This window comes from Polynucleobacter sp. UK-Gri1-W3 (assembly GCF_018881595.1).
Classification (GTDB): Bacteria; Pseudomonadota; Gammaproteobacteria; order Burkholderiales; family Burkholderiaceae; genus Polynucleobacter.
Map to the genome: position 1 here is coordinate 421,232 of NZ_JACVQA010000008.1, position 22,476 is coordinate 443,707.

Sequence of the window (22,476 nt, forward strand, 5' to 3'; positions counted from 1 at the left end):
TGTTAGCAGTTTTGCAATACTGATCTGGCCATCAATAAGTCCTGCCAAAGCAAAGCTTTCTCTTGTGGTTTGTTAAGGGCTTGACTCAACTCAAAAGAAGCAATTACAGGGATTTCTTCCTCGTTACCTGTATTAAGAGCTAATACTGTGTCACGCAGCTGAGGCAATGGATCTCTCTCGCCCGTTATCTTCTGGGCAACTGGCCCGCCAAACGCAAAGACTACCACTGGTGACTCAGGGCTTATCAGCTGACTTAAGTTTTCTGTAGGATTTTTCAAGGACCACTCATGCTTGCTAAGGCCTAGTACACGGATGATATTTTGAAACAAGACTTGAGCATCACCCTGAGGTTCTGTACCAAAAAACCACCAAATGCCACGTGAGGCAATCTGTGAAGAGCTATTATCCGATGCTGCTGCAGCTGAATTCCCGGGATTAGCAACCTCAATAGAGGGCTGAACCGCATCTCGAGAGGTCCATTCAGTAATGCCCATTTCTTTTAAGAAGGTTGAATGCGTATTGGTCATAGCTCTAGCTTAATCGATTTAGCCATCACCAGTGCATCCTCGCGCATACCAGTCCCTAGATTGGCTGGGTAGTAATTCTTGCGCACACCAATTTGCTCGTAGCCCAAATATTGATACAGCGCCAAAGCTGCGGTGTTAGTAGGTCTCACCTCCAAAATGATCCGAGGCATTTTTTGCTGCGCGGCAACACCTTCAATAGCAGCCATCATTCTTTTGCCAAGACCAAGTTTACGCAAATGGGGTGATACCGTAATATTGAGCAGATGCAATTCATCTACCGCAGGAAATAAGATGCAATAAGCCCACAGAACTGCTGGATCTAAATAGGAGCCCTTCACCATTTGATCTGCTTGAGGGCGAATGCAGTATGCCCAATGCCCAGCAGCTAGCGAATCAGAAAAATTACCCTTAGTCCAGGGATGAATGTGCGAGACAGACTCAATTTTCAAAACCTCGTCGAGATCTGCTGCCTGCATTGGCATGAATGACAGCTCTGCCTCTTCTCCGACTGATGTATGTTCTGACATTACTTAAATGCCTCTTCGCGCTCAGCAGTAGTTAATGCGACTTTATTTCGAATATACATAGGCTCAAGTTGCCGAACATCATGCTGCAACCCCTTTGCAAAAATTTGCTTTGCACAATCCAGGATCCCCAAAGCCGATATAGAAATCTCTGAATCTAAGTTACCGGTAAAGTTTGGCAAACGGTCTTTGTAGGCATTTAAAGCACTACCCGCTAAGAACCCAATACCATCCAAATTAATGCCCTCAGGCTTAGTGAGATGGATATCGCCAATACGTTTTAGTAATAAGTCGGACTGAGTTTCATATCTAGCCCAGTAGACCTCTTCCATACGTGCATCAATAGCAATGACAAAATATCGGGGATTGATTTTTTTGAAGGCGCTTGTGTTGATTAGTTGCGCTGCTATTGCATCTTGGCTAATTACAGAAATCACTGGAAGATTATTTGAAATAGCCAGCCCTTGAACTGCGGCCACCCCCAACCTAACACCAGTAAATGCGCCAGGACCAATGCCTACCGCAATGGCATCCAGATTCTTTAAAGAAATATTTCCCTCGCTTAAAAGCGATTCAATCCATGGCAATAGGAGTTGGCTAGCGCCAGCTGAGACCGCTTCATGTCTAAGCTCTGGCGCTTGATCGCCTAGAGATAAAGCCACCGAACACCAAGCTGAGGAGGTATCGATGGCTAAAATATTTGCCACAGTAAGCCTTGTTTAGTTGATTGCAAGTCCAAATTATGGACTTAATCCTGCAATGACCTCTGGCGGGGCTTGAACCAGCTCAATTAACACCCCCTCGCCGCTAATGGGAAACTCATCATTACCCTTGGGGTGAACGAAGGTGATGTCGTAGCCAGCGGCGCCTTTGCGGATACCCCCGGGCGCAAAACGAAGGCCATTTGCCGAGAGCCATTCAACCGCTTTAGGCAAGTCATCTACCCATAAGCCTATATGGTTTAGTGGCGTCTGGTGAACAGCTGGTTTCTTTTCAATATCAAAAGGCTGCATTAAATCAACCTCAATCTCATGCGCGCCTTGACCAATGGCGCAGATATCCTCATCAACGTTTTCACGCTCTGAAACAAAAGTGCTTTTGTATTCAAATCCAAGCATATCAACCCACAACTTTTTGAGTCGATCTTTATTTTCTCCGCCAATGGCAATTTGCTGAATACCTAAAATCTTAAATGGCTTAGTACTCATAGATATCAATCCTTTTTTACAAGCAGATTACTCGAAGCGAATAATCAATTGATCAACTGCCAAACTATCGCCCTCTTTAGCGCAGATTTCAGCAACAACACCATCTTGCATTGCAGATAGTGTGTTTTCCATTTTCATTGCTTCAATCGATGCCAGTTTTTGACCGGCGGTGACTGCCTCGCCAACCTTTACAGCGATTTTTGTCAGAAGTCCAGGCATTGGAGACATAACCAATTTAGAGGTATCAGGAGGCAACTTCACAGGCATACGACGCTGTAGCTCTGCTCCTAAGGGGCTCAGAACCATGCACTCGAAATGAACGCCATCTAGAATCAGGCCATATCTCACGCCACGACGCTCAACTTGTGCAGTGATTTTATGAGTACCATTAATGGTGGCATGCAGACAAATTTGTCCTGGTCGCCAATCGCTAACGATGTCATAACGACTTACGCCATCTGCTTCATCAATATAGACGGAATAAACACCATCCTTAAGCTCGACTCGAATAGGAACTTCATAAGGATCATCCATCGAACCGGTTTTTTTACCAGTAACGACAACAAACTTCTTGCCAATGATCATTTCATGGCCAGCTAATTGACCATCAATCATTTGAATATGTTGAAGGTAGCGATATCGCATAAATGCTGCTAAGGCTGCCAAACGCTTAGGATCAGATGGTTGCACTGAACCCTTCTTGAAGCCCTCCGGATACTCCTCAGCAATGAAGCCAGTGGTAAAGTCGCCATTCACAAAGCGTGGATGCTGCAATAAGGCGGCCTGAAACGGGATATTTGAATGGATTCCACGAATCACAAAATCATTCAAAGCAGCGCGCATTTTCTCAATCGCTTCAGCACGATCCTTACCATGCACAATCAACTTGGCAATCATCGAGTCGTAATACATCGGAATCTCGCCACCCTCATATACGCCTGTATCAACACGTACGCCGTTAATAGACTCTGGAGGACGGTATTTCACAAGGCGGCCGGTTGAAGGCAGGAAGTTTCTGAATGGATCATCCGCATTAATACGGCACTCCATTGACCAGCCATCCAACTTCACATCTTCTTGTTTAAATGTCAATTTTTCGCCAGCAGCAACACGAATCATTTGCTCAACTAGGTCAAGGCCAGTAATGCTTTCTGTCACTGGATGCTCTACCTGTAGGCGAGTATTCATTTCCAAGAAGTAGAAAGACTTATCTTTTCCAACAACAAACTCAACCGTGCCAGCAGATTGATAGTTCACAGCCTTAGCTAGAGCAACTGCTTGTTCGCCCATGGCTTTGCGGGTTGCAGGATCGATAAATGGTGATGGCGCCTCTTCAATAACCTTTTGATGACGGCGCTGAATCGAGCAATCACGCTCGTTTAGGTAAACCACATTGCCATACGAATCGCCCAACACCTGAATCTCAATGTGACGTGGACCTTCAACGAACTTCTCAATAAAGATTCGATCATCGCCAAAGCTATTCATGGCTTCAGTTTTGCAAGCTGCAAAACCTTCGGCCGCTTCTTTGTCATTAAATGCAACACGTAAACCTTTACCGCCACCGCCTGCAGATGCCTTAATCATCACGGGGTAACCAATACCCTGAGCAATTTTGACCGCTTCTTCAGTGGTATCAATCGCCTCGTTATAACCAGGAATGGTGTTGACCTTGGCTTCTAAGGCAAGCTTCTTAGAGGCAATCTTGTCACCCATTGCTGCGATAGATTGATGCTTAGGACCAATGAAAACAATGCCCTCTTCCTCACAGCGCTTAGCAAACTGCTCGTTCTCAGATAAAAAGCCATAACCAGGGTGAACTGCTTCGGCACCGGTTTCCTTGCAAGCTTGGATGGTTCGATCCATCACCAAATAAGATTCGCGTGAAGGTGCCGGCCCAATGCAAACTGCTTCATCGGCCAGTTGCACATGACGCGCCTCTTTATCAGCTTCAGAATAAACAGCCACAGTTTTGATGCCCATTTTCTTGGCGGTCATCATTACGCGGCAAGCAATCTCACCGCGATTCGCAATCAGAATTTTCTTAAACATTTTCGTAGTCATCTTTTATCAGCGCCTTACAGAGGAATATTGCCGTGTTTACGCGCAGGATTCTTTAAGTCTTTGTCTTTGAGCATTGCCAGTGAACGAGCAATACGCTTGCGAGTTTCGTGCGGAAGAATAACGTCATCAATATAGCCACGGCGTCCTGCTACAAAGGGGTTGGCGAACTTAGACTTATATTCAGCTTCACGTGCCGCAATCTTTTGTGGATCTGACTTTTCTTCGCGGAAGATAATTTCTACAGCACCTTTAGGCCCCATCACAGCAATTTCTGCTGAAGGCCATGCAAAGTTCACATCACCTCGTAAATGCTTAGAAGCCATCACGTCGTAAGCGCCACCATAGGCTTTACGAGTAATTAAGGTCACCTTAGGTACAGTGCAATCAGCGTACGCATAAAGTAACTTGGCACCATGCTTAATGATGCCGCCGTATTCTTGGGCGGTACCAGGCATAAAGCCCGGGACATCAACCAAGGTAACCACTGGGATATTGAAGGCATCACAAAAGCGTACAAAGCGCGCCGCTTTAATAGATGCTTTGATATCTAAACAGCCAGCAAGAATTAAAGGTTGATTGGCAACAATACCAATTGAGCGGCCCTCCATACGGGCAAAGCCAATCACAATATTCTTCGCATAGTCAGGTTGTAATTCAAAGAACTCACCATCATCCACGATTTTCTCAATCAACTCTTTCATGTCGTAAGGTTGATTTGGATTGGATGGGACCAATGTATCTAAGGAGAAGTCAGGCTCTTCTGTACGATTCGCACCCTTGATCAATGGTGGTTTTTCGCGGTTAGAGAGGGGCAAGTAGTTAAAGAAACGACGCAACATCATGATTGCATCAACATCGTTATCAAAGGCCAAATCGCAGACGCCCGATACTGTTGAGTGAGTTACTGCACCACCCAATTCTTCAGCAGTCACATCTTCATGAGTGACGGTCTTAACGACTTCAGGACCAGTCACAAACATATAAGAGCTATCTTTCACCATGAAGATGAAATCAGTCAACGCTGGCGAGTAAACAGCACCCCCAGCTGAAGGACCCATGATCAATGAAATTTGGGGGATCACGCCAGATGCAGTGACATTGCGCTGGAAAATTTCTGCATAACCGCCAAGAGATGCAACGCCCTCTTGAATACGTGCACCACCAGAGTCATTTAAGCCAATCACAGGAGCACCTACTTTGAGCGCCTGATCCATGATCTTACAAATCTTTTCTGCATGGGCTTCTGACAAGGAGCCACCTAAAACGGTGAAATCTTGTGAAAAAACAAATACCAAACGACCGTTAATCATTCCGTAGCCGGTAACCACACCATCGCCAGGAACCGTTTGATCAGCCATGCCAAAGTCATGACAGCGGTGCTCAACAAACATATCCCACTCTTCAAAGGTGCCAGCATCAAGCAAGAGCTCAATACGCTCACGAGCGGTTAATTTACCCTTAGCGTGCTGGGCTTGAATACGTTTTTGCCCACCACCTAATCGGGCAAGCTCACGCTTGGCCTCAAGCTGTTCAATGATGTCCTTCATTTCCTACTCCTTAGAAAAATTCATGCCCCATGGCTTCTAGTAGTCGTCTTGCTGCAACTGAAGCTGCCATGGTTCCTTGGTTTACTTGGGCACTCAAACTTGGTAGAAGTTTTTGTACTACTTCATTGCTACGAAATGCGTTTTTTAATCCAGCATCTATGCGATCCCACATCCATGCGCCAGCCTGCTCCTTGCGACGAGATTCAAACTTCCCATTTGCCCTTTGAATAGAAGCAAAGTGAGAAACCTTATCCCACATCTCTGGCACACCTTTTCCTTCTAAAGCACTCAAGCTCATTACTTGGGGGTGCCATGATTCTTTGACGTGGGAGGCATGATCAGGGTTGCCCTGAAAACCTAATAGACGCAATGAACTTGTGATGAATAGCTGGGCACGCATAGCGGCATCAGGATCAATATCTGCTTTATTAATCACGATTAAATCGGCAATTTCCATCACGCCTTTTTTAATTGCCTGCAAATCATCGCCTGCATTTGGTAGCTGCAACAACAGAAACATATCCGTCATACCAGCAACTGCGATTTCACTCTGCCCCACGCCGACCGTTTCAACAATGATGACGTCAAAACCTGCAGCCTCTGCAACCAACATAGCTTCACGCGTCTTCTCTGCTACGCCGCCTAGCGTGCAAGACGAAGGGCTGGGACGAATAAAGGCATTTTCTAAAACAGATAAGCGCTCCATACGAGTCTTATCACCCAGGATGGAGCCGCCAGAAATGCTTGAGGAAGGATCAATCGCCAATACGGCAACTCGATGACCTTTTTCGATTAGGTAAAGGCCTAGAGTTTCAATCAAAGTTGATTTACCAACTCCGGGTACTCCTGAGATTCCTAAACGAAATGATTTACCTGTTTTGGGCAATAAAGAATTCAGGACGTCATCTGCACGATGACGGTGGTCTAGTCGAGTCGATTCAAGCAAAGTAATGATCTTTGCTAATGCGCGTCGCTGTTTAAGCGAAGGCGCACCAGTGAGATCATTCACCAGAGTCTGATCAGCAGCTTCGAGCATGCCTATGATCCGTATTAAGCTGGTTTCACAGACTTGCGAATTTGCTCAAGCACATCCTTGGCCGAAGCCGGAATTGGTGTGCCTGGACCATAAATACCTTTTACACCGGCCTCGTAGAGGAATTCATAATCCTGTCTCGGAATGACGCCACCAACGAATACGATGATGTCATCTGAGCCCTGCTTCTTTAATTCAGCAATGATGGCTGGCACCAAGGTCTTATGTCCAGCCGCCAATGTTGAGACACCTAATGCGTGAACGTCGTTCTCGATAGCTTGACGAGCACACTCCTCAGGGGTTTGAAATAAAGGCCCGATATCCACGTCAAAACCTAAGTCGGCAAAAGCAGTAGCAACTACTTTTGCACCACGGTCGTGGCCGTCTTGGCCGAGCTTCGCAATCATTACCCGCGGACGACGTCCGAAGTCTTTTGCAAAGTCAGCAATCTCTGTTTGGAGTTTTGCCCAGCCTTCGGCTGAGTCATAAGCAGCTGCATACACACCAGTCACCTTTTGAGTATCGGCGCGATGGCGCCCGTAAACTTTTTCTAATGCATCCGAAACTTCACCTACCGTCGCACGTAAACGAATGGCGTTTACCGACAACTCCAATAAGTTACCAGAGTTATCTTCAGCAGCCTTGGTTAACGCTTCTAACGCAGCCTCTACTTTTTTGGAATCACGCTTAGCCTTAATATCCTTCAAACGAGCAACTTGGCCTTCGCGCACCTTATCGTTATCGATCATTAACACGTCAACCAGGTCTTCTTTGCCTAGTTTGTATTTATTAACACCTACGATGACATCTGAGCCAGAGTCAATCTTGGCTTGCTTTTCAGCTGCAGCAGCTTCAATTTTGAGCTTAGCCCAGCCGCTTTCAACGGCTTTCGTCATCCCACCCATGGCTTCCACTTCCTGGATGATCTCCCAAGCTTTATCAGCCATCTCTTGTGTAAGGTTCTCCATCATGTAAGAACCCGCCCATGGATCAATTACGCTTGGGATATGCGTCTCTTCTTGCAAAATCAATTGGGTATTACGTGCAATACGGCTTGAGAACTCAGAAGGCAAGGCAATCGCCTCATCCAAGGAATTGGTATGCAATGACTGAGTCCCGCCAAATACAGCTGCCATGGCCTCAACAGTTGTTCTCACAACATTGTTGTAAGGGTCTTGCTCGGTCAAAGACCAGCCGGATGTTTGGCAGTGTGTGCGCAACATCAAAGATTTTGGGTTCTTGGGCTCGAAGGATTTCATAATGCGCCACCACAACAAACGTGCGGCACGCAACTTTGCAACTTCAAGATAGAAGTTCATACCAATTGCAAAGAAGAAAGATAAGCGGCCTGCAAAACCATCAACATCTAAGCCTTTGGCAAGTGCGGTTTTTACATACTCTTTACCGTCAGCCAATGTGAAAGCCAATTCCAATACTTGGTTGGCGCCTGCCTCTTGCATGTGATAACCCGAAATAGAAATCGAGTTGAACTTGGGCATATGTTTGGCGGTGTACTCAATAATGTCGCCAATGATCCGAATTGAAGGCTCAGGTGGGTAAATATAGGTATTACGCACCATGAACTCTTTCAGAATGTCATTCTGAATGGTTCCAGATAACTGCTCCTGCTTTACGCCTTGCTCTTCACCGGCAACGATATAGCCAGCGAGTACCGGTAATACAGCGCCGTTCATCGTCATCGAAACAGATACCTTGTCCAATGGAATGCCATCAAACAGGATCTTCATATCCTCTACAGAATCAATTGCAACTCCAGCCTTACCTACATCGCCTGTAACGCGAGGATGGTCTGAGTCGTAACCACGATGAGTAGCTAAGTCAAACGCAACAGATACCCCTTGACCACCGGCATCCAACGCTTTGCGATAAAAAGCATTAGATTCTTCAGCGGTTGAAAAACCAGCGTACTGACGAATAGTCCATGGACGTACTGAATACATTGTGGCTTGCGGACCACGAACAAATGGTTCGAAACCAGGCAATGTATTTGTGTAATTAAGACCTTCAACATCCGACGATGTGTACAACGCTTTTAAATGAATTCCATCTGGCGTTTTCCAGCCCAAAGAATCAACATCACCATTAGGTGCAGATTTTTGCGCTGACTTTTTCCAAGCCTCCAGATTAGTTTCCGGAAAGGATGGCCATGAATTGTTTTCTTTAGAACTCACAAAAACTCCTGGTTAATTTTTGCTGCGTTGCATCGTAATGTCCTTACATTCTGCTTGACAATTATTCATTTGTCTACATAATGTATTCATAATTATGAATACAAAACTGAATAATAGGCCCCTATACGAAGACGTTGCCGACCGACTACGGGAGCAGATCTTTAGCAAACAGCTAGCGCCTGGAAGCTGGCTAGATGAACAATCTTTGGCTGTCCAGTTCGGTATTAGTCGCACACCAATGCGTGAAGCGATTAAGGTTTTAGCCTCTGAAGGCCTTGTAACCATCAAAATGCGTCGTGGCGCATATGTAACTGAGGTTGCCAGGAAGGATTTAGAACAAATCTTTACTATCCTCTCACTTTTAGAGGGTCAAGCTGCTAAGGAAGCGTCTATTAAGGCAACTGAGGGTGAGTTAAACCTCTTGGATCACCTGCACCACCGACTGGAAAAAGCAGCTGCAGATCGCGATATTGAGCAGTTTTTTGAGATAAATGGCAAATTTCATGAATTAATACAAGAAATTGCAGGAAATCGCTGGATGAATGGCGTAATTGCCGATCTGCGAAAAGTTCTCAAACTTCATCGCAGAGAGTCGTTAACGAGCACTGGAAGATTGCAAAACTCCCTAGTTGAGCATCGTGAAATTCTGAGAGCGCTGTTGAAACGGGATGAGCAAGCAGCTGAATCCGCCATGCGAAAACACCTGGCCCAAGGCCTAGAGGCGCTTCGTTAGATATTGAAATACCTATAAAAAATAAAGGCTTAGAAGATTATTCTAAGCCTTTGATGTAAGCAGTTTAAGCAGGGTTTACTTTTTAACGACTAAGTTACCTGGGAGTGAGGCAACATAGGCAGCAATGTCTTGTAGATCCGCACCGGTAAAGACTTGAACTTGTGAGGCCATGATAGCGTTGTTACGACCATATTGTGGGTTACCGTTGCCTACTTTGTAAGCCTTCAGTGCGTAATAAATGTAGTCAGCATGCTGACCGGCTAGCTTTGGGTAAGCTGGCAAGATTGGAGCATTTAGACCTGCACCATGACAAGAAGCACAGTTAGCCTTCTCTACCAATGCCATGCCTTTATCGACGCTAGCAGCATTTGCCACGTTCACAAAACCAATGCTTGAAAGCAAAACTGCTGTAATTAGTGCGAATTTCATAAAAGTATCTCTATGTATCTTTATCAATGAATCACTTCAATGGGTTTTTAGGTGAGGTGGCAGTCTGCGCAGCATAGTATTCGCCAATATCAGCCATATCTTGATCAGACAAGCTAGCAGCAATGGCACGCATCGTTGGATGCTTACGATCACCCTTTTTGTATTCAGACAAAGCGGTAGCGATATAAGCAGCATTCTGGCCGCCCAACATAGGCACTTTATATACCAAAGGGTAGTCAGCACGGTAATCAGGGATGGAATGGCAGCCAACACATAGCCAAACTTTGGCATTACCAGCTGCAGCGTTACCTTGTACTTCATCAGCCTGAGCAACAGAACCAGCAAAAGCCAAGGTTGCAGCAACAGCCAAATGAGGAAGAATTGAGAGTTTTTTCATAGAAATCATTATTAATGAGTTTGATTTAGATCAATTGGCAAGAGTATAGCGGACAGACGCCCTTCTCGCCATTCCAGGGGCCAAAAACAGGAGAAATACTGAAAAATTTGCTTCATTTACCTATACTGGAATGCTTAACCCAGCACTTTTTAGACGACAAGATGAGCAAACACATCCCTACACACCAAAACCGCTTTGACGGAAGCCAAAGCTATGTCGCTACAGACGATCTCAAGCTAGCAGTGAATGCAGCCATTGCGCTACAACGCCCCCTCTTAATTAAGGGCGAACCAGGCACAGGCAAAACAATGCTTGCAGAGGAAGTGGCGGCTGCGCTGAACATGCCGCTATTACAGTGGCATATCAAGTCCACTACAAAAGCACAACAAGGTCTATATGAATATGACGCTGTGAGCCGCTTGCGTGATTCACAATTAGGCGATGAAAAAGTCAAAGATATTCGCAACTACATTGTTAGGGGTGTTCTTTGGCAAGCCTTTGAAGCGGATGAACCTACGGTATTGCTGATTGATGAAATTGATAAAGCCGATATTGAGTTTCCAAATGACTTATTGCGGGAAATTGATCGCATGGAGTTCTATGTTTATGAAACTCGTGAATTAATTAAAGCAAAACATCGCCCCCTCGTCATCATCACCTCTAATAACGAAAAAGAATTACCCGATGCCTTCTTGCGTCGCTGCTTCTTTCATTACATCACCTTCCCTGATGCGCAAACGATGCAAAGTATCGTGGATGTACATCATCCTAATATCAAGCAAGATCTTCTGGATGCGGCCCTTAAGGCTTTCTACCAAATACGATCATTACCGGGTCTTAAGAAGAAGCCGAGTACTTCAGAGTTGATTGACTGGCTCAAGCTCCTCTTGACCGAAGACATTCCGCCTGAGGCGCTCTACAGCAATGATGAAAAGATTGTGGTCCCGCCTTTGCATGGTGCACTTTTAAAGAATGAACAAGATATTCATTTGTTTGAGCGCTTAGTCATGATGAATCGCAATCATCGTTAACCAGCCATCAAAAGACTGCTTTCATGTTGATTCAATTCTTCCTTAATCTGAAAGAGGCCAAGGTGCCTGTTTCAGTGCGAGAATTTTTAACTCTCTTGGAGGCTTTGAAATCAGGCGTTATTAATACTTCTATTGATGAGTTTTATCAACTCTCACGCATGACTCTGGTAAAGGACGAGCAGCACTTTGATCGCTTTGACCAAGTCTTTGGGGCTTACTTTAATGGTGTTGAGCAAATCATTGCCCTCTCACCAGACATACCTCTAGATTGGCTTGAGAAAAAACTGCAACGCGTCCTGACTGATGAAGAAAAAGCGGCACTCCAAAAATTGGGCGGTCCAGATGCTTTGAAGAAGCGCCTCGAAGAGCTTTTAAAAGAACAAAAAGAATGGCATGGAGGTGGCAATAAGTGGATTGGGGCTGGAGGCTCCTCACCTTTTGGCCATAGCGGCTACCACCCTGAAGGCATTCGTATTGGTGGTGAAAGTGCGGGCAACAGAACGGCTATCAAAGTTTGGGAAGCTCGCGAATTTAAAGACTATGACAGCGATTTAGCCTTAGGCACCCGCAATATCAAAGTAGCTTTACGACGCTTGCGGCGTTTTGCTCGCGAAGGCTCAACGATGGAGCTTGATTTAGACAAGACCATTCATTCAACTGCTGCAAATGCTGGCATGCTCGATATTCAAATGCGGCCTGAACGCCACAATCAAGTCAAAGTTTTGCTGCTGATGGATGTTGGTGGCTCGATGGATGATCATATTCAGCGCATTGCAGAGCTATTCTCTGCTGCTAAAGCCGAATTTAAGCATTTAGAGCATTACTACTTTCACAACTGTGTTTATGAAAATCTTTGGCAAAGCAATCGCCGCCAGCGAGATCAAGCCACCCCCACTCAAGACATCATCAACAAATATGGGCCAGACTATAAGTTGATTTTTGTTGGGGATGCGACCATGTCTCCTTATGAAATACTGAGCCCCAATGGCTCTGTTGAATACAACAATAAAGAAGCGGGCGCTGTTTGGATTAATCGACTCATCGATCACTTCCCCCACTTTGCCTGGCTTAACCCAGAGCCTGAATCCATTTGGCAATATCGTCAATCGATCGATATTATGCAAAATCTCATGAGAGATCGCATGTACCCTGTTACCTTAAATGGCCTTGAAAGTGCCATGCGTCAGCTTTCAAAGTAAGATTTGAATAACCATATTTAATCTTTTTTTAATTTATACAAACAATGCCCATGACTACAAATATTAGCGAACGCCTTAAAACCCTCGGAATTGATTTACCTCCACCAGGACCCCCTGCTGCTGCCTATGTCATGGCAGCTACAACTGGCAATACTGTTTTTCTTTCTGGTCATATTGCTAAACGCGACGGCAAACCTTGGGTTGGAAAACTAGGTCAAGATATGGATACAGAAACTGGTAAAGCAGCTGCACGCTCCATCGCAATTGATTTGATTGCCACTTTACAAAATCATCTAGGCTCTTTAGATAAAGTAAAGCGCATCGTTAAAGTGATGGGCTTAGTCAACTCCACTGACAGCTATACAGAGCAGCACCTGGTTGTGAATGGCTGCTCAGAGTTACTGTTTGAAGTCTTTGGTGATGCCGGCAAACATGCACGTAGCGCATTTGGTGTGGCACAGATTCCGCTTGGGGCTTGTGTTGAAATTGAATTAATCGCTGAGATTTAATTCAATTGAATTAAATGGGATCAAGTCCTAGTTTCTGGATATCAGCTTGCGTATCGACATCCATTAAATAGGCTTGGTTTTCAGTCACAAATAATTTAACCAGCTCTGGATGCTGATCCATATAGGGTCTACAGACCATACCGGGGATTGCTAGGATTTTCTCAATCACCCGCTTTGAAAACAGCACTGGATTACCGCGTTGATCGTTGACTATGGGCAAGATGATTTCTTGGTTTGCGGTTCTTTGATTAAATTGCTCTAGCAATGCCTCGATCTCAGCACTGGTGATACTAGGCTGATCACATAGCGCAATTAACAAAACATCATAGTCAGACTTTAGTGACTCAAGACCAAGCCGCACAGAAGAAGGTTGGCCTAAATCTGGATTGGGGTTTTTCACCAAAGTGATTGAACTATGGATAGTCGGTTTTAATGAATTAATTTCCGCTTCAATTTTGTCTGAGTAAAAACCAGTAACCAACAAAGTCTCGAGGGGGTCACAGTTTTGAATTGCTTGAATGAAGCGGGTTAACAAACTGTCCCCATCCTTTTTTAACAAGGCTTTAGGATATCCACCCAAACGACTCCCCTGACCCGCAGCCAATATGATGATGGCTAGGCGAAATTTTGCTTTTATGGAGGGTTCACTAGAAACAGTCATTAGAGTGATAATAAATAGTTATTAATAAAAGTATTCACAATAGAACGTAAAAGAAGAAAACGCATGAACAGCACCGATTTAAGCGTCCTCAAATCTGCCGTTGAATGGCTCCAATCGGGTCAATCCGTAGCTATTGCGACTGTTGTCCAGACTTGGGGCTCCGCTCCCCGTCCAATAGGCTCTTGGCTTGCTATTCGGGCCGACGGGCAAGTTGCTGGCTCTGTTTCTGGCGGCTGCGTTGAGGATGATCTTATACGCCGAGTGCAAACTGAAATACTCACGCGCAATACCCCTGAAATGGTCGTTTATGGTGTTACCCAACAAGAGGCAGCACGCTTTGGCCTTCCTTGCGGCGGGACTTTACGCTTACTGGTTGAGCCTAGGCCAGAATTAGCGGTGCTGGAAAAGTTACTTGCGGATATTTCTTCTCATCAAATTACCCGTCGCTCTGTAAATTTAGCTACTGGAAAATCCACCCTCAGCCAAGGTGACCGCAGTGATGAATTTGCCTGTACAGAGGAAGTAATGCAAACGACTTACGGCCCACGTTGGCGTATGGTCATTATTGGCGCCGGTCAGCTCTCCTTATATACCGCAGATTTTGCACTAGCCTCTGACTTTGAAGTGATTGTGATCGATCCGCGTGAAGAATATGCAGAAGGGCTTGATAGATCTGATATTACTTTCTCTAAGGGCATGCCAGACGATGTCTTGCTAGAGATCGGCGTTGATTCTCATACGGCGGTTGTAGCACTAACGCATGACCCTAAGTTAGATGACATGGCGCTTATGGAGGCGCTCAAGTCACCGGCGTTTTATGTCGGCGCTTTGGGTAGTCGAAAAAATACCCAGAAACGTAAAGAGCGTTTGCTAGAGTTTGATGTTACTCAAGAACAAGTTGAAAAGTTACATGGCCCAGTTGGACTGTATATTGGCGCCCTCACCCCACCAGAAATCGCTGTATCGATTCTGGCGGAAGTGATTGCCGTTAAATATGGCGTGAGTATTCCAAAGAAAACCTAAACGCCTTACTTAGATCGCTGTTAACTTACCGTCTTTTAAACGTGGCTCAACAAAGTGACCTTTGCGTGCACGGTTACCGGCAAATGACTTTAAGGTTTTTGCATCCAAACTTAGTTCAGTAGGCTTACCAGCACGCCCTGCACCTGAATAAGTAGCGCCGGCCGGTCCAACTGCGATAGCTGAAGCCAAGTGTTCTTCATCATCTAAGCCCATCAGGATTACGCCCTTACCGCCTGTAGGCAAACGTTTGAGCTCATCCAATGGGAATACCAACAACTTTGAGGTTGCTGATAAGCAAGCAACTTGCTTCATGCCTACCTTTACCTTAGCCGCACCTAAGGGTGCATCACCAGAAACTTTGGCATCCATGCTCAAGAATGATTTTCCAGCTTTGTTACGAGTAGTCATATCCGCAACATTAGCCAAGAAACCAAAGCCTGCCTTGGTAGATAGCAATACCAGATCATCAGACTGGCCAGCGTAATACGCAACCATCTGCGAGCCAGCAGCCAAGTTAACAAAGCTAGTCAATGGTGAGCCATCGCCACGCGCACCAGGTAAGTCGCTGACGGGAACGGTATAAACGCGTCCGTCACTACCAAAGCCCTGAATAACATCTACAGTTCTCACTTCAAAGGTTGCATATAAAGCATCGCCTGCCTTGAAGGCAAACTGAGTTGCGTCATGCTCATGCCCTTGACGAACACGTACCCAACCTTTTTGAGAAACAATTACTGTGACAGGTTCATCAATGATTTTGGTCTCAGCTACAGCGCGTTTATCTTCCTGAATAAGGGTGCGACGATCATCGCCAAAATCCTTCATATCGGATTCGATTTCTTTGATGATGCGCTTGCGCAGTACTGTATCGCTTTGCAATAAACCCTCTAGATCATCGCGTTCTGCTTTGAGCTCTTTGAGCTCTTGCTCAATCTTGATGCCTTCCAAGCGAGCCAACTGACGCAAACGGATATCGAGAATATCTTCAGCCTGACGATCGCTAAGCTTGAATTCTTTAATCAGATCGGCCTTAGGCTCATCGCTATTGCGAATGATCTTGATGACCTTATCAATATTCAGAAGAACGGTTAAACGCCCCTCCAAAATATGCATACGGTCTTTAACTTTGCCTAAGCGGTACTGAGTTCGACGAGTCACTGTAGCAACCCTAAATGCAACCCACTCTGAGAGGATTTCTTTTAAACCCTTTTGACGTGGGCGACCGTCATTACCAATCATCACCAAGTTCATTGGCGCATTGGATTCCAATGAGGTGTGTGCTAACAGCAAATTAACGAACTCATTGACGTCAATATTCTTGCTCTTAGGCTCAAATACCAAGCGTACAGCGGCATCTTTACTAGATTCATCACGCACGCCATCAAGCACATTCAGAATGGTTGATTTGAGATTGTTTTGCTCAGGCGTAAGGGTCTTTTTACCAACCTTGACCTTAGGATTGGTGATCTCTTCAATCTCTTGTAATACGCGCTGTGAGGAAGTTGCTGGTGGCAGCTCATTGACCACAATTTGCCATTGACCACGAGCCAATTCTTCAACAGACCAACGTGCACGTACTTTAATACTGCCGCGCCCTGCCTCATAAATCTGCGCAATTTCTGCTGCAGAAGAAATAATTTGACCACCTCCTGGATAGTCAGGGCCAGGCATGATTTCTAACAACTCTGAAGTGCTCATTTTTGGAGACTTCATTAGGGCAACAGCAGCCGTAGCAACTTCACGTAAATTATGCGAAGGGATCTCGGTCGCCATACCAACGGCAATGCCAGATGCTCCATTCAGAAGAACAAATGGCAGGCGTGCTGGTAATAATTTAGGCTCTTGGAATGAGCCGTCATAGTTCGGCGCAAAATCTACCGTACCTTCATCAATCTCACTTAAAAGTAAGCCAGCAATCTTTGTCAAACGCGCTTCGGTGTAACGCATTGCTGCTGCGCCATCACCATCACGTGAGCCGAAGTTTCCTTGACCATCAATTAATGGATAGCGTAAGGAGAAGCTTTGTGCCAAACGAACCAAGGCATCGTATGCGGATTGGTCGCCATGAGGATGGAACTTACCAAGTACATCACCAACCACGCGGGCACTTTTCACCGGCTTAGCATCAGCGCGCAAGCCCATCTCGCTCATGGAGAACAAAATGCGGCGCTGCACAGGCTTCTGGCCATCAGAAACATCAGGCAGAGCGCGGCCCTTCACAACGCTAATGGCGTAATCTAAATACGCACGCTCTGCATATACGGCTAGAGTTAAGCTGTCTTTGCCATCTTCATTTAGATCAACCGTTTTTGGGTCATGATTGCCTGATCCACCAGAGGAAGCAGCAACTGGTGGTGCCTGATCAGCCTCAGATGCTTCAGTTACTTCGACTACTTCCATTTCCACAATGGGGCTAGCAAATAAATCCGCCTGTTCGGCCAGAGTATTTTGTCCAGGAGTCTTTTTAGTTGCCATTAGATATCCGCCTCCACTTCGTTGCCGCGCTCTTCTAACCAGTCACGACGAGCACCAGATTCAGATTTACCCATCAACATATCCATTGTTTTAAATGTTTCGTCTTCAGTCCATGCGCCTAAAGTTACTGGTAGTAAACGGCGGGTATCTGGATTCAAAGTAGTGTCCCAAAGCTGTTCTGCACTCATTTCTCCCAAGCCCTTAAAGCGTGAGATCTGCCAGGAAGTTTCTTTCACGCCATCTTTACGCAACTTATCTTCAATCGCTTGGAGCTCATTGGCATCCAAGGCATAAATCTTTTGCGCTGGTTTCTTGCCGCGTGCCGGGGCATCAACCCTAAACAAAGGCGGTCTCGAAATATGTATATGCCCTAGCTCAATGAGTTTAGGGAAATGCTTATAGAACAGGGTTAAAAGCAATACCTGAATATGCGCACCATCAACGTCCGCATCAGACAAAATGCAAACCTTGCCGTAGCGTAGGTTGGATAAGTCTGGATTGTCATTTGCTCCATGGGGATCAACACCAATCGCTACTGCGATGTCATGTACTTCATTATTAGCAAACAAGCGATCACGCTCAGCTTCCCATGTATTTAATACCTTGCCACGCAATGGCAAGATGGCTTGATATTCTTTATTGCGACCCATCTTTGCCGAACCACCAGCAGAATCGCCCTCTACAAGGAAGATTTCGTTCATGCCGATATCTTCACTCTCACAATCGGTGAGCTTTCCAGGAAGTACCGCTACGCCAGAGGATTTCTTCTTTTCAACCTTTTGGCCTGCACGTGTTCTCGCTTGCGCCTGTTTGATTACCAGATCAGCCAACTTACGACCATAGTCAACGTGCTGATTGAGCCAGAGCTCTAAAGCAGACTTCACATAACCAGAGACCAAACGTACGGCATCACGAGAATTAAGACGCTCTTTAATCTGACCTTGGAACTGAGGATCTAAAACCTTTGCAGACAAGATGAATGAGGCACGTGCAAATACATCTTCAGGCATGAGCTTCACGCCCTTTGGTTGCAATGCATGCATCTCAATAAAGCCTTTAACGGCGTTAAATAAGCCTTCACGCAAACCACTTTCATGGGTACCGCCGGCAGGAGTTGGAATCAGGTTCACATAACTCTCACGTACCGGTGCACCATCTTCAGTCCAACAAACCACCCAAGCTGCGCCCTCACCTTCAGCAAAAGAATCATCATCTCCGGAGCCCGTAGCGTATTGCTCACCTTCGAACGGGGGGATGACTTCGGCACCATGGCCTGCTTGTGCAATTGCTTCATTTAAGTAGCCGCGCAAACCTTGTGCGTATTGCCAAGTCTGGGTGTCGCCTGATTTTTCTTGAATCAGAGTTACCTTCACACCAGGCAATAACACTGCCTTGGAACGCAACAGGCGAATAAGCTCAGGCATTGGAATCACTGAGCTATCAAAATACTTACCATCTGGCCAAGCACGTACACGAGTACCGTGTGACTTATCTTCTTTTGAAGAGGCAATCGTTTTAAGCTTTTCAATCACCTTGCCATCGGCAAAGGTTAATGTGGACATTTGGCCATCGCGCCAAACAGTCACTTCTAATCTTCTCGATAAGGCATTGGTTACCGAAACACCTACTCCGTGCAAACCACCGGAGAAGGCATACGCACCCCCAGTGCCTTTTTCAAACTTACCGCCAGCATGCAACTGGGTAAATACAATCTCAACTACCGGTAATTTCTCAGTAGGATGCATGCCCACTGGAATACCGCGACCATCATCTTCTACGCTCACGCTGCCGTCGGCATGCATAGTGACGATGATTTGCTTGCCAAACCCACCCAAAGCCTCATCAGATGCGTTATCGAGCACCTCTTGAATGATGTGGAGTGGATTATCAGTGCGGGTGTACATTCCAGGCCGTTGACGGACTGGTTCAAGTCCTTTTAGGACCTGAATCGACGATTCGCTGTATTCGGAAGTTTTACGGGTAGCCATGCGCGCAAATTGTAGTCATGTCTGGGGCCTAGACCGAATTTTTCGGGTAATCCCCTGTCATCCATGCCAAAATTAGGGAATGGGAGCCTTAAGTCATATTCGCGTTTTAGACCTTAGCCGTGTCTTGGCAGGTCCTTGGTGCGCTCAAAACCTAGCGGATTTGGGTGCAGATGTCATTAAAGTGGAAAGGCCTGGGGTTGGGGACGATACCCGCCATTGGGGCCCTCCCTTCGCCAAAGATGCCAATGGCAAAGAAACCGAAGAATCTGCCTATTTTATTTGTATTAACCGCAATAAACGCTCCATTACAGTCGATATCGCCAAACCTGAGGGTCAAGATCTCATCCGCAAGCTTGCTGCTCAGTCAGATGTCGTCATTGAAAATTACAAAGTAGGCGACCTGGCTAAATATGGCCTTGATTATGAAAGCCTTAGGAAGGTCAAAGCGGATTTGGTTTACTGCTCGATTACAGGTTTTGGTCAAACTGGGCCCTATGCCCATCGCCCTGGATATGATTTCATTATCCAAGGCATGGGTGGCTTCATGAGCGTGACTGGTGAAGCGCACGACTTTGAAGGCGCAAGCCCACAAAAATCTGGTGTTGCAATTGCAGATATCTTTACCGGCATGTATGCCAGCACTGCCATATTGGCCGCTATAGTCCATCGCGACCACACCGGTGAAGGTCAATACATCGATATGTCCTTGCTAGATACGCAAGTAGCCGTGATGGCCAATGTATCGAGCGCTTATCTGACTTCAGGCGAAGTCCCTAAACGCTGGGGCAATGCCTCTCCGATCATTGTTCCCTATCAAACCTTCCCGACTTCTGATGGCTGGATGATTGTGGGCGCCGGTAATGATGGTCAATTCCGACATTTTGTAACTGCTGGTGGCGAAGCCCACTTAGCGGATAACCCGCTGTATGTCACTAACCCCTTGCGCGTTGAGCATCGTAAGCAACTCATTCCCCTTCTGGAGAAGATGACTCGCAAAATGACCAAAGGCGAGTGGATTACTTTGCTTGAGAAAGCCAATGTTCCTTGCGGCCCAATCAATAACTTCAAAGAAGTTTTTGAAAACGAGCAAGTCATTCATCGTGGCGTGCAGATTGATGTTCCGCACCCCACTGTTGGAAATATGAAATTGGTTGCCAGCCCTATGCGTCTATCCAAAACTCCTACGGAAGTGCGGATGGCTCCGCCAACGCTTGGCCAACATACCCAAGAGATCTTGCATGAGCGCCTAAAGCTTGATGATCAAGCAATAGAAGAACTGCGTACCAAAGGAATCATCTAGCCTATGACTACGCAAACCTCCAAAGCAGGACTCTCCATGAAGGAAGTCCTTATCTATGGCGGACTCATGGTCACCCTATCCATGGGTATTCGCCATGGCTTTGGACTCTTTAATTTGCCCATTACTTCAGCCAATGGCTGGGGTCGTGAAACATTTGCACTAACTATTGCCCTGCAAAATCTGATTTGGGGCGCAGTTCAACCAGTGACTGGCGCATTGGCTGATCGTTATGGCGCATTTAAAATCATGGTCGCTGGAGGGATTTTGTATGTCTTAGGTTTAGCCGGTATGGCGATCTCTACCGATGTAATGAACTTCACTCTGGCTGGCGGCTTACTCATTGGCCTGGCACAAACTGCGACTACCTACAGCGTGGTCTACGGAATCTTAGGTCGCAATGTCTCAGCAGAAAAGCGGATTTGGGCAATGGGCATTACTGCAGCTGCCGGCTCATTTGGACAGTTCCTCATGATTCCAGCAGAGCAAGGTTTGCTCAGTATGTTTGGTACACAAGATGCGCTACTGATATTGGCATTGATGGCTAGCTTGATGATTCCTACTGCGTTTATGTTGCGTGAGAAGAATTTCACTTACAGCCATAAGCTGGGTGACCAAACGATCAAGCAGGCTTTAAAAGAAGCTATCAGCAACCCTAGCTTTCGTTATCTCACCTTAGGCTATTTTGTTTGCGGCTTTCAGGTGGTATTTATTGCAGTTCACCTAGCTCCATATCTAAAAGACCTCTCATCAAGCTATCCGGCTGTTGGCGCTCCGGTTGTTGCCACTACCGCCCTGGCCTTGATTGGCCTCTTTAATATTTTTGGAACCTATAGCTCAGGCATCTTGGGCCAACGCTTTCCTAAGCGATATTTGCTCTCTGCAATTTATATCGGGCGCTCGATTGCCATTACAGCATTTTTATTATTGCCACCAACACCGATGAGCACCTACATCTTTGCAGCCATCATGGGATTCTTATGGCTCTCTACTATTCCATTAACCAATGGCATTGTTGCGCAAATTTTTGGCGTGAAGTATTTAACAATGCTTTCGGGCCTCATCTTTTTCTCGCATCAGCTAGGAAGTTTCTGTGGAGCTTTCCTCGGTGGTTATTTATTTGATCAAACAGGTTCGTATTTAATTGTGTGGGAAATTGCAATTGGATTAGGTGTCTTTGCTTTCTTAGTCAACCTTCCTGTAAAAGAACAAGCAGTACATCGAGTGGCCAATGCTTAAGAAAAGGTCATTCCCGTGGAACATCATTTCCTATGGATTTGCTTTGTTTGTTTTGCTACTCATTTTTTCAATGTACTTTGCACCCGATATGATGGTGGCAGTAACAAATCAAGTTTGGGCTCTTTGTGGTTGGTAGTTCTTGGCAGTTCTTGACGGGTCTTGACAAGTAATTCATTAGAATTCCCATTAACATATTTTTAGCTTTACATCTGACTCGCCGTAGCACAATGGATAGTGCACATGCCTCCTAAGCGTGGGATACAGGTTCGATTCCTGTCGGCGGGACCAAAAATTCTCCAAACTTATCCACAGGCCTTGTGGATAAATCTTCAAAAGTTTTCGTAAGTCATAGATTTGTATAGGATGACCTAGCTTGCCTAATTTGTGTGCAGAATGTATT

General features: G+C 45.8%; 20 protein-coding genes and 1 tRNA gene. 8 read left to right on the forward strand and 13 right to left on the reverse strand.

Annotated features, from left to right (window positions below; genetic code table 11):
- Window positions 1–2 precede the first annotated feature (2 nt).
- From ICN36_RS10060 to scpA, 8 genes are read right to left on the reverse strand one after another with little or no spacing between them, the layout of a single operon-like run.
- Entirely contained in the window at window positions 3–527 is a 525-nt protein-coding gene (locus tag ICN36_RS10060; RefSeq protein WP_216228202.1) for a hypothetical protein, read from the reverse strand.
- A complete protein-coding gene (gene rimI / locus ICN36_RS10065; protein WP_216228203.1) occupies window positions 524–1,054 on the reverse strand; it encodes a ribosomal protein S18-alanine N-acetyltransferase in 531 nt (176 codons plus the stop codon). Before rimI ends, ICN36_RS10060 begins: the two co-directional genes overlap by 4 nt.
- A complete protein-coding gene (tsaB, locus tag ICN36_RS10070; protein ID WP_216228204.1) occupies window positions 1,054–1,758 on the reverse strand; it encodes a tRNA (adenosine(37)-N6)-threonylcarbamoyltransferase complex dimerization subunit type 1 TsaB in 705 nt (234 codons plus the stop codon). The genes rimI and tsaB overlap by 1 nt, the downstream gene beginning before the upstream one ends.
- Window positions 1,759–1,791: 33 nt before the next feature.
- Window positions 1,792–2,259: a VOC family protein gene (locus ICN36_RS10075; protein ID WP_216228205.1), complete on the reverse strand. Its 468-nt coding sequence runs from the start codon at window positions 2,257–2,259 to the stop codon at window positions 1,792–1,794.
- A gap of 27 nt (window positions 2,260–2,286) precedes the next feature.
- On the reverse strand, window positions 2,287–4,323 hold the full coding sequence (accC, locus tag ICN36_RS10080) for an acetyl-CoA carboxylase biotin carboxylase subunit (protein WP_255531294.1): 2,037 nt from the start codon (window positions 4,321–4,323) through the stop codon (window positions 2,287–2,289).
- Window positions 4,324–4,337: 14 nt separating this feature from the next.
- Window positions 4,338–5,870 carry an acyl-CoA carboxylase subunit beta gene (locus tag ICN36_RS10085; protein WP_216228206.1) on the reverse strand — a complete coding sequence of 511 codons (1,533 nt, stop codon included), beginning with the start codon at window positions 5,868–5,870 and terminating at the stop codon, window positions 4,338–4,340.
- 10 nt (window positions 5,871–5,880) lie between these two features.
- Window positions 5,881–6,906 (reverse strand): methylmalonyl Co-A mutase-associated GTPase MeaB, encoded by a 1,026-nt coding sequence (gene meaB, locus ICN36_RS10090; protein ID WP_216228207.1) that lies wholly within the window; start codon window positions 6,904–6,906, stop codon window positions 5,881–5,883.
- A gap of 14 nt (window positions 6,907–6,920) precedes the next feature.
- The gene (scpA, locus tag ICN36_RS10095) at window positions 6,921–9,095 is read right to left on the reverse strand and encodes a methylmalonyl-CoA mutase (RefSeq protein WP_216228208.1); all 2,175 of its coding nucleotides are present in this window, start codon (window positions 9,093–9,095) and stop codon (window positions 6,921–6,923) included.
- Between the two features lie 94 nt (window positions 9,096–9,189).
- Here scpA and ICN36_RS10100 point away from each other — a divergent pair, with 94 nt between their 5' ends.
- Complete coding sequence (locus ICN36_RS10100; protein ID WP_216228209.1) at window positions 9,190–9,828, forward strand: GntR family transcriptional regulator; 639 nt, start codon at window positions 9,190–9,192, stop codon at window positions 9,826–9,828.
- A gap of 75 nt (window positions 9,829–9,903) precedes the next feature.
- Here ICN36_RS10100 and ICN36_RS10105 read toward each other — a convergent pair whose 3' ends face one another.
- Both ICN36_RS10105 and ICN36_RS10110 read right to left on the reverse strand, forming a co-directional pair.
- Window positions 9,904–10,257, reverse strand: a complete 354-nt coding sequence (locus ICN36_RS10105; protein ID WP_216228210.1) for a c-type cytochrome — start codon at window positions 10,255–10,257, stop codon at window positions 9,904–9,906.
- Window positions 10,258–10,288: 31 nt separating this feature from the next.
- Entirely contained in the window at window positions 10,289–10,654 is a 366-nt protein-coding gene (locus ICN36_RS10110; RefSeq protein WP_216228211.1) for a cytochrome c, read from the reverse strand.
- Between the two features lie 161 nt (window positions 10,655–10,815).
- On the opposite strand from ICN36_RS10110, the gene ICN36_RS10115 reads away from it, so the two are divergent.
- From ICN36_RS10115 to ICN36_RS10125, 3 genes are read left to right on the forward strand one after another with little or no spacing between them, the layout of a single operon-like run.
- Entirely contained in the window at window positions 10,816–11,685 is an 870-nt protein-coding gene (locus tag ICN36_RS10115; protein WP_216228212.1) for a MoxR family ATPase, read from the forward strand.
- A 23-nt stretch (window positions 11,686–11,708) separates the two neighbouring features.
- On the forward strand, window positions 11,709–12,884 hold the full coding sequence (locus tag ICN36_RS10120) for a VWA domain-containing protein (RefSeq protein WP_216228213.1): 1,176 nt from the start codon (window positions 11,709–11,711) through the stop codon (window positions 12,882–12,884).
- A 50-nt stretch (window positions 12,885–12,934) separates the two neighbouring features.
- A complete protein-coding gene (locus tag ICN36_RS10125) occupies window positions 12,935–13,393 on the forward strand; it encodes a RidA family protein (protein WP_370623480.1) in 459 nt (152 codons plus the stop codon).
- A 10-nt stretch (window positions 13,394–13,403) separates the two neighbouring features.
- Here ICN36_RS10125 and ICN36_RS10130 read toward each other — a convergent pair whose 3' ends face one another.
- Entirely contained in the window at window positions 13,404–14,054 is a 651-nt protein-coding gene (locus ICN36_RS10130; protein WP_216228215.1) for an NTP transferase domain-containing protein, read from the reverse strand.
- A 63-nt stretch (window positions 14,055–14,117) separates the two neighbouring features.
- Here ICN36_RS10130 and ICN36_RS10135 point away from each other — a divergent pair, with 63 nt between their 5' ends.
- Window positions 14,118–15,077 (forward strand): XdhC family protein, encoded by a 960-nt coding sequence (locus tag ICN36_RS10135; RefSeq protein WP_216228216.1) that lies wholly within the window; start codon window positions 14,118–14,120, stop codon window positions 15,075–15,077.
- Between the two features lie 9 nt (window positions 15,078–15,086).
- Here ICN36_RS10135 and parC read toward each other — a convergent pair whose 3' ends face one another.
- Window positions 15,087–17,477 carry a DNA topoisomerase IV subunit A gene (gene parC / locus ICN36_RS10140; RefSeq protein WP_216228303.1) on the reverse strand — a complete coding sequence of 797 codons (2,391 nt, stop codon included), beginning with the start codon at window positions 17,475–17,477 and terminating at the stop codon, window positions 15,087–15,089.
- Between the two features lie 74 nt (window positions 17,478–17,551).
- The gene (locus ICN36_RS10145; RefSeq protein ID WP_216228217.1) at window positions 17,552–19,540 is read right to left on the reverse strand and encodes a DNA topoisomerase IV subunit B; all 1,989 of its coding nucleotides are present in this window, start codon (window positions 19,538–19,540) and stop codon (window positions 17,552–17,554) included.
- A gap of 79 nt (window positions 19,541–19,619) precedes the next feature.
- On the opposite strand from ICN36_RS10145, the gene ICN36_RS10150 reads away from it, so the two are divergent.
- The 3 genes from ICN36_RS10150 to ICN36_RS10160 all read left to right on the forward strand — a co-directional run bounded on the left by ICN36_RS10150 (window position 19,620) and on the right by ICN36_RS10160 (window position 22,364).
- Window positions 19,620–20,840, forward strand: a complete 1,221-nt coding sequence (locus ICN36_RS10150; RefSeq protein ID WP_216228218.1) for a CaiB/BaiF CoA-transferase family protein — start codon at window positions 19,620–19,622, stop codon at window positions 20,838–20,840.
- A 3-nt stretch (window positions 20,841–20,843) separates the two neighbouring features.
- Window positions 20,844–22,076, forward strand: coding sequence for an MFS transporter (locus tag ICN36_RS10155; RefSeq protein WP_216228219.1), 1,233 nt, complete (start codon window positions 20,844–20,846; stop codon window positions 22,074–22,076).
- A gap of 213 nt (window positions 22,077–22,289) precedes the next feature.
- Window positions 22,290–22,364, forward strand: a tRNA-Arg gene (locus ICN36_RS10160).
- Window positions 22,365–22,476 lie beyond the last annotated feature (112 nt).